The 6,702-nt window shown below is 67.7% G+C and carries 8 protein-coding genes; 2 read left to right on the top strand and 6 right to left on the bottom strand.

Annotated features, from left to right (window positions below; genetic code table 11):
• Window positions 1–494 precede the first annotated feature (494 nt).
• The 4 genes from ACZ4E1_RS36880 to ACZ4E1_RS36865 form a co-directional block, all read right to left on the bottom strand.
• Window positions 495–1,124 (bottom strand): hypothetical protein, encoded by a 630-nt coding sequence (locus ACZ4E1_RS36880; protein WP_467547833.1) that lies wholly within the window; start codon window positions 1,122–1,124, stop codon window positions 495–497.
• 88 nt (window positions 1,125–1,212) lie between these two features.
• A complete protein-coding gene (locus ACZ4E1_RS36875) occupies window positions 1,213–1,482 on the bottom strand; it encodes a hypothetical protein (RefSeq protein ID WP_467547831.1) in 270 nt (89 codons plus the stop codon).
• A 4-nt stretch (window positions 1,483–1,486) separates the two neighbouring features.
• Window positions 1,487–1,894, bottom strand: coding sequence for a DUF3846 domain-containing protein (locus ACZ4E1_RS36870; RefSeq protein WP_467547829.1), 408 nt, complete (start codon window positions 1,892–1,894; stop codon window positions 1,487–1,489).
• Between the two features lie 1,005 nt (window positions 1,895–2,899).
• On the bottom strand, window positions 2,900–3,499 hold the full coding sequence (locus ACZ4E1_RS36865) for a hypothetical protein (RefSeq protein WP_467547827.1): 600 nt from the start codon (window positions 3,497–3,499) through the stop codon (window positions 2,900–2,902).
• Window positions 3,500–4,095: 596 nt separating this feature from the next.
• On the opposite strand from ACZ4E1_RS36865, the gene ACZ4E1_RS36860 reads away from it, so the two are divergent.
• Window positions 4,096–4,422, top strand: a complete 327-nt coding sequence (locus tag ACZ4E1_RS36860) for a hypothetical protein (RefSeq protein ID WP_467547825.1) — start codon at window positions 4,096–4,098, stop codon at window positions 4,420–4,422.
• Between the two features lie 106 nt (window positions 4,423–4,528).
• Here the strand turns inward: ACZ4E1_RS36860 and ACZ4E1_RS36855 are convergent, their stop codons facing one another.
• Window positions 4,529–4,858, bottom strand: a complete 330-nt coding sequence (locus ACZ4E1_RS36855) for a hypothetical protein (protein ID WP_467547823.1) — start codon at window positions 4,856–4,858, stop codon at window positions 4,529–4,531.
• A 229-nt stretch (window positions 4,859–5,087) separates the two neighbouring features.
• On the opposite strand from ACZ4E1_RS36855, the gene ACZ4E1_RS36850 reads away from it, so the two are divergent.
• On the top strand, window positions 5,088–5,396 hold the full coding sequence (locus ACZ4E1_RS36850; protein ID WP_467547821.1) for a hypothetical protein: 309 nt from the start codon (window positions 5,088–5,090) through the stop codon (window positions 5,394–5,396).
• A 218-nt stretch (window positions 5,397–5,614) separates the two neighbouring features.
• On the opposite strand, the gene ACZ4E1_RS36845 is transcribed toward ACZ4E1_RS36850, so the two are convergent.
• The gene (locus ACZ4E1_RS36845; RefSeq protein WP_467547819.1) at window positions 5,615–6,676 is read right to left on the bottom strand and encodes a DUF6292 family protein; all 1,062 of its coding nucleotides are present in this window, start codon (window positions 6,674–6,676) and stop codon (window positions 5,615–5,617) included.
• Window positions 6,677–6,702: the final 26 nt, after the last annotated feature.

Raw genomic sequence — 6,702 nt, 5'->3', positions numbered from 1 at the left:
GCGCGCGGTCTGCTCCGCAGACACGACGCGCCGCCGCTACGCGGCGGGAAAGAGGAATTGCTTCGCAATTCCGTATTCCGGCTCCGCCGGAATACCAGGCCAACTCCGTTGGCCTGGGCCCGAATTCGCTCCGCGATTCGGGCTGGAACTGAATTCGCTCCGCGAATTCCTGAGGCTGGCTGCGGGGTGGGGTTCCGGCTCGCTTTCGGCTTTCCCTGTCGAGAATTGACGGTGAGTCAGTCTCACGCTTTATCTGCCTTGTTGAGGCTATCTCCGCAACAGCTCTTCTCTTGTATTGGGACCACCTTAGCGCCTGCTCCAGACCTCGCGCAACCTCCCCGGCCTCACGAACATGCCTGGTCGTGGCCCTGTGAGAGGAGGCCGGCGGCGGAGCGCAGCGCAGCCGCCTGCCGGAACTGACCACCCCTCACACGCCTTTATACGGCTGGTGCCTGCCCTCGTTTCGAGGGCAGGCACCTTTTCTAGGGGCGGGTCTAGTAGACCCTGAATCCCCCATGGTTCTGGTTGTACCTCAGGAAGTCGAGCCATTCACTCCACCAGGGAAGCTCTTTATCGACGTCCTGTCGTTCCTTCGGGTCGGCGTTTTCCCACGCGGTGAGTGCGGCCGTGATTTCGCGGGGCGTGACGAGCCATCCGTCATTGCTGCCGAACTTGAACGACGGAATTCCGTCCAGCCCGGCGTCCCCGTCCCGGGTGGCCCGCACGGCGGCGAGGTACGCCCGCTGCGGGTCCGTCAGGGCGTCGCGTGCCGCGTCGAGTTCGGCGCCCTCCGAGCCCTCCGGCTCATCGGGCTCCTCGTCCAGCCCGAACGCGTCCAGCGTCGGCCACGCGGGGAACGGGGTCGGGATGACCATGCTGAGCGCGCTCATGACCTCGCGGGCGTGGCCCATGCCCCAGATGTTGAGACGGAAGTAGAGACCGCTACGGGCCCTCTCGTAATCGGCGGTGGCCGCGTCCATCTGGTCCTCAATCGCGGTCCGCGCGACCGGGCCTCGGGCGTTCAGGTACTGGTCCCTGAGGCTGTCGAGACGCTCGACGGCCGTGCGGATCTGGGCGGCCTGCTGGTCGGTCGGTTCGGCTTCGCTGTACATGTCGTAGCCCACGTGGGGTCTCCTTCGGGGCGGTTCTTCGGTGAGGCCCCTTCGGGGCGGGGGTGCCACTCCCCCGCCCCGAAGGGGTGGTGAGGGTGGTTCAGCGGACGGTGTCGTAGTCGTCCGCGTCCACGAGTCGTGCGGTGATGTCGCCGTAGAACTCGGCGAGCCTCACAACGCTGTGCGGGCCGTCCCAGATGCTGGCCGGGGTCTCCGTCTCCGCCAGCTCCGGGAAACGGCGCAGGATCGCCTGGGCGGCCTTCTCGACGGCCTGCGCGTGGGTGGCGCCGTCGGTGACGACGGTGAACTTGGCGCCCTGGGGCTGGCCTTCGTAGGTGAGCCAGTCACAGACGAACGTGTACGTCTCCACTGGGTCAGTCCTCCTGGGGGCGGCGCTGGTGGGGGACGTGGCCGCCGAACGCGGTCAGGAGCATCTCGACCAGGTGCGCGGCCTCGTCGGCGGTCAGGCCGAGGGTGTTGCCGTGCGGGTCGGTGCCGCCGGTGAAGAGGGCCTGGCCGAAGTACGGCTGGTGGGGCGGCCGGTGGAGGGCGTAGAGGCGGGTCGCCGGAGCGTTGAACTCGGCGCCGTTCAGCATGCCCTCGTCGTCGACCCACAGGGTCAGGGCCTCGGTGACGGTGACCGCGTCGATGTGGGTGCAGTCGCAGGCAGCGTAAAGGATCTTCAGGTGGTGATCGGTGTTATCCGGCCAGTCCAGCAGGCGGAACACGCCGTCGGTGCGTACGAGCAGCGCGAAGCCAGCCTTAGTACGGGTGTTGGGCATGAGTCTCCCTCAAGTACGGGGTGGTTCTTCGGCGTTCGGAGGCTTTGCCACAAGCCCTTCCGAACAAGACAAATATATCTTGTTTTAGGGTCTCTCGCGCGGGTTTCCGGGATCTCTTTCGGGTTATTTCCGCAGGTCAGACGGGGTTTTGGGTGGGGTGGCGGGGGCACAGTGCGGGACGGGGTGGGGACCTCGACGCGCAGCGGCGAGGGCAAGGTGACGGGCAGCGCGGAGCGAGTGAACGGGGCGCGGAGCGGCCCGGGAACGACTGCCCGGCACCGCAGCGCGTGAGAGCGCGGAGCGCTCGCACCCGGGGCGGGCGCGGAGCGGCCCCCCGGGGCACGCGGCCAGGCCGGTGCAGCGCGGAGCGCTGCGCCTGCCGCCCACCCCGGCCCGCGCTGCGCCCCCGCCACCCCAACAAGGAAGAGGCCCGGCGCGCCCCACACCGCCCGCACTGGTGCTCTCAGGTGTGCCCAGTGCTGCGCCCTGACCGGGTGCTGCGCCCGCGCCCGTCGCAGAGCCCACGACGCCCTGTGCCGGGCCGTGTCCGCGGTCGGCATGACAGAGGGCCCCACACACGTGCACATGCGGGGCCCTAAAGGGCCTTCCTGTCACCGCCCACCACCGACGCTAAGTGACACAGCATCAGGGCGCACGCGGAGCCGCTGCGGGTTCTGGGCTTGGTCCGGGCTACAGTCACGGCCGCCGGCGCCCTCCGTCCGACCATCACGGAGTGATCAAGCCCGCCGTGCTGCCTCCCTTCGCGCGGCAGGCTCCTGTCGTGACTCGTCTCCTCAAGCGCCGTCGCCCTGATGCTCATCGCCGATGCCGCTTACGGCCTCAACCAGGGTGCACAGGCCCTCCGGGCCACCAACCACACTGGCAAGAAGGCGACATCCCGGACGTCGTCAAGCTCACCGTCACGTGCTCAGCCTGGGCACCGTTGATTGCCGGTTGGTTCCCCAACTTCTCTCCCGAGGCTGAGCACCCGCACAGGCGTGGCGCCTACGCGCCGTCTCCACAGTGATCCGCTTTGGAAACCTTTAGACCTAAGGCCTCTAGATAGCCCGACGGTGCCCCATTAAGGAAATCAGGCCCCTCGTCCGCAGGAAGAAGAGATTCAGAAAATTCAACACTCTGGCTGGCACTAACATCAGCACGCAACCAGGGCTTCCCATTCGCATCACGGAACGTAGTAACAATCAACGGCTCTGTCGCCGACTCGGTTTGCGAAAACCTGAAGTCATCTCTCAATAGGAACTCAATTTGAGTGCAGGGCTGGAGAACCCTGGGGCCAAAAATTACGAAGTACCCGATATCGATTCCCTTGAGCTTTCTCAAGCGTGGGGCCAGATACGCCTGACCCACAACGTTAGGTTGGGTAATTGACTGGAGAGACCGATTGACGATGTGGTAGCGCGGTCGCTTTCCCGTCTCATCCACCCAGGCAGTGACCTGTGAAGCCTGCTTCCGCTGCTTATCCCTTGAATCTTCGCGCGCCTGCTCCAACTGCTCGGCAGAGACCGCCGCACCATAGTAGGTGGCGATGCCCGTGAAGATTACGCTTGCGATACCTGCAATGACGGTAAGAACGGCACCAAGCATCGCCCATCTAATTCGGCGCCACCACGCTGTTTCGGCAACAGGATCATCAACCCCTCCCCGGGCCCTCACTCGACTCGGTCGCGAACGCTGGCGGGCTAGGCGGACTCTTGCGGAACGACTCGGCTCACGTGCGGGCATGTGCGTCCTCCGTCATAAACGAGGCTGAACCCACAAAATCATCCATCCGCTTATCCGTTGTCCCTGCTTTACCCGCACTGGCATATGCCAATCGGTGAGGCTCTGCCAACCTGCCGCTAGGGTCGAGGATTTGGGCTAGCAACACGGTGAAGTTCCGATCGACGGGTTCTGCTGCGTCTTGAACGGCATCGTGCCGGGTCGCTGGGGCGCATGGCCGGCTACCTGCACGCGCGTACCCCGGGGGGCGTATCGGGAGTCTGTCCGCGCTGATCCGGGAAGCCGCGATCAGCGCGATCCTGGACGGCACCGAGAAGGTCACCAAGAAGCAGCTCGAGGCCGCCCGTCTCGACCATCTCGCTGAGCCCGGGGCGGGGCGCGTCGGCCGGGGCCGGAAGACAGCGACCGCAGGTCGGCGTGTACGAGACCGAAAGCCCCACCTGCCGACAGACACTCATGTCATGAGTCAGGAATCGTGGCCGACCATCCAGGACTGGCTGGACGGCGCGGCCGACGCCAACATCGCGGACGCGCTCGCGCAGGGCCGCCGTGGTGAGGACCTTCTCCGGTCGCACGCGCAGGACGTGCGGGCCACGATCGCAGCGGCGTTCACCAAGGTGACGCTGCCCGCGTTGACGCTGTACGTGCACACGATGGCCCGCGCCGACCAGGTCCTCACTGGCGCGATGGATGACCTGCCCGAAGCGCTCCAGGGCCGTACCGGCGCCGAACTTCACTGGTACATCACCGCGGCCTGCTGGATCGCGCGCGAGGACGGACTTGTGTAGCTCGTTCAGTCGAGGCGCGAGCGGGACGGCCTGAGTCACTGTAGGCGTCCACACCCTCAGGTGCCTGTCATCTTGCCCTCCACGCTGCTATCTCCGGCGTCCCCGCTCAGTGGAGTCCTTTCCAGCCGGGTCCCAGTGCGCGTCGTTCGCGGCGCGGGGCAACCAGCCCGCCGGGGCGGGCCGGCTCGGCCTCGGTCCGAGGCTCGATGTGCTGCTCCCGGAGCCTGAGCACGGCTCGGAAGATGTCGTGGGCGCCTGGACGCACGTCCAGGAGGGACCGAGCGATCAGCTCGATCGCCTCCAGGGCGTCGTCGACGGCCGCCTCATTCCACGAGTTGGGTTGTGTGGTGAGGTCGGCCAGGTGCGCGGCGTCGTCAGCGAGGGCTTCGGCCCGTTCGGCGACACTGGGAGCAGCGGCAATCGGCAGCAGTTCCATGATCAGCTCAACGATACGGCCCGCTGGTGCCGGGCGGTGTTTGCGGTGGTCTTCGCTGGCTGACCTCGACATCGACATCTGTCGCTCGGCCGGGTGACGCCGCGCCCGTTGTCGTGCCCGTGTGATCACTACGCCGGTTAGGTCGATCATGCGAACTGTGATCAAGGCATGTCTGACGTCTGCGGCCGTTGTCCTGTGTCTGGCCCCCGTGTCGTCGGCGTCGGTCCCCATGAGCGGGTCGGACACGAACGAGTCCGTCACCATCGACGTCAAGGGCCGTGGACTGCACGTCGACAGCATCACCGTGTCCTCCACGCACCACCGCAACGGGGAGAAGTTCCGGGTCTACCGACACACCGGCTCTGCGGCCGGTCAGTCCAACGTCACGGGGTGGAAGAGTGCTCGGTTCGTGTCGGCCGGCATGACCAAGTTCTCCGTGGCCTCCTGGAAGGTCAACCGGAACTTCCCTGACGGGACGTGGCTGTGCGCCGTGGCCACGAAGTCGTCCGGCAATCCGTGTATCAAAGTGCACCGCTGACGGTCCATCGGCGGCATGATCGCCCCGTCACCAACCGCCGCCCCCGGCGCCTGGCACGCCGGACCCCCCTGCTCGGGGGCGTGGCCCTGGGGCTGGGCCGATTGAGCTGCGCCCACACACCGCTCAGACCGCCCGAGGTTCAGCAACGGCTTCTGGTGCTGCACCACTGCTGCGGTGTGGGTCCCGGCTGTAACGGGGACTGGTGGGCTTCGGGGTCTTCAGTTCCTTGCCGCGGGAGTGCTGGAGCCGCGTCGGCCGTCGTAGATCGCGGCGATCAGGTCCGCCGCGGGTGCGTGGTGCTCCGGGCTCAGGTAGCGGATGCCGTCTCCCGTCGGCGGCTGCCCTGTGTCCCTGCCGATCGGATGGCGCCGGCTCACCGCAGTGCGCCAGCCCCATCGCTCGTCCCACACCAGGGCGGCCGCCGGCGCGTCAGCGGCAAGAAGCACCGCCCCGGCGACCGCATCGTGGGTGATGTGAACGACGTCGACGTCCTGGCGCACGGCCAGGCCCTCGTCCGCCAGCGCGTCGGCCACCTCCTGGACGTACGGGCGTGCCTGCCTCGCGCGCAGCTCGGTGGCGGCGTAGACGATCGCGGCGCGGTGGACGGCCTTCGGGTAGCCGAGCCGCAGCGCGGCCGCGGCCGGCTCGAGGCCGGGCTCGGCGGTGACGAGGTCGGCGATCCGGCCGCCGCGCAGGCGGGACAGGGCGCGCGTGGCGGCGGCGAAGGACAGGCCGAGGCCGTCCATGACGGTCTTCGACGTCACGGTCGGGTCCGCGTCCAGCAGGGCGCCGACTCGGGCGGGGATCTCGTCGCGGGGCACCATGTCGCCGCTCCCCGTCGGCCGGCCCGGGTTGCCGGTGCGGCCGGACCCGGTGTCGCGGGCAACGCGGTAGGACTCGACGACGTGGCGGGGGCAGTGGTCGACGCGTTTGACCTTGACCAGGTGCGGGCGGACGAGCGGATGGGACTTGTAGACGTCCCAGGAACTGGCCGCCACCCCAAGCAGCGCCGCGGACTCGCTGCGGTCCAGGAGGTCCTCGCCGTCGTCGACGCTGGGGAGTTCGGGGATCGGGGCGCCGGCATAGTAGGCGGCGGTCTGCTCGCTGTCCCACAGCAGCACCCGCGCTCCCAGCGAGCTGATCGGGGCGGGGAAACCGGGTGCGGTATAGGGCTTGCGCTTGACGAACGTGGCCGGCTTCATCCCCGTGAACGGGAACGCCGCCACCGCCAACTCCTCCCGCGACTGCACCAAATCGACGCGCCCTGCCCGGATCACCACGCCCCCTCCTGAACGCCAGTCGCGAT

It is taken from the genome of Streptomyces sp. NPDC025806, assembly GCF_055558275.1.
Note: the sequence above shows the minus strand (reverse complement) of the source record. Positions and strands in the feature narration are given on the sequence as shown.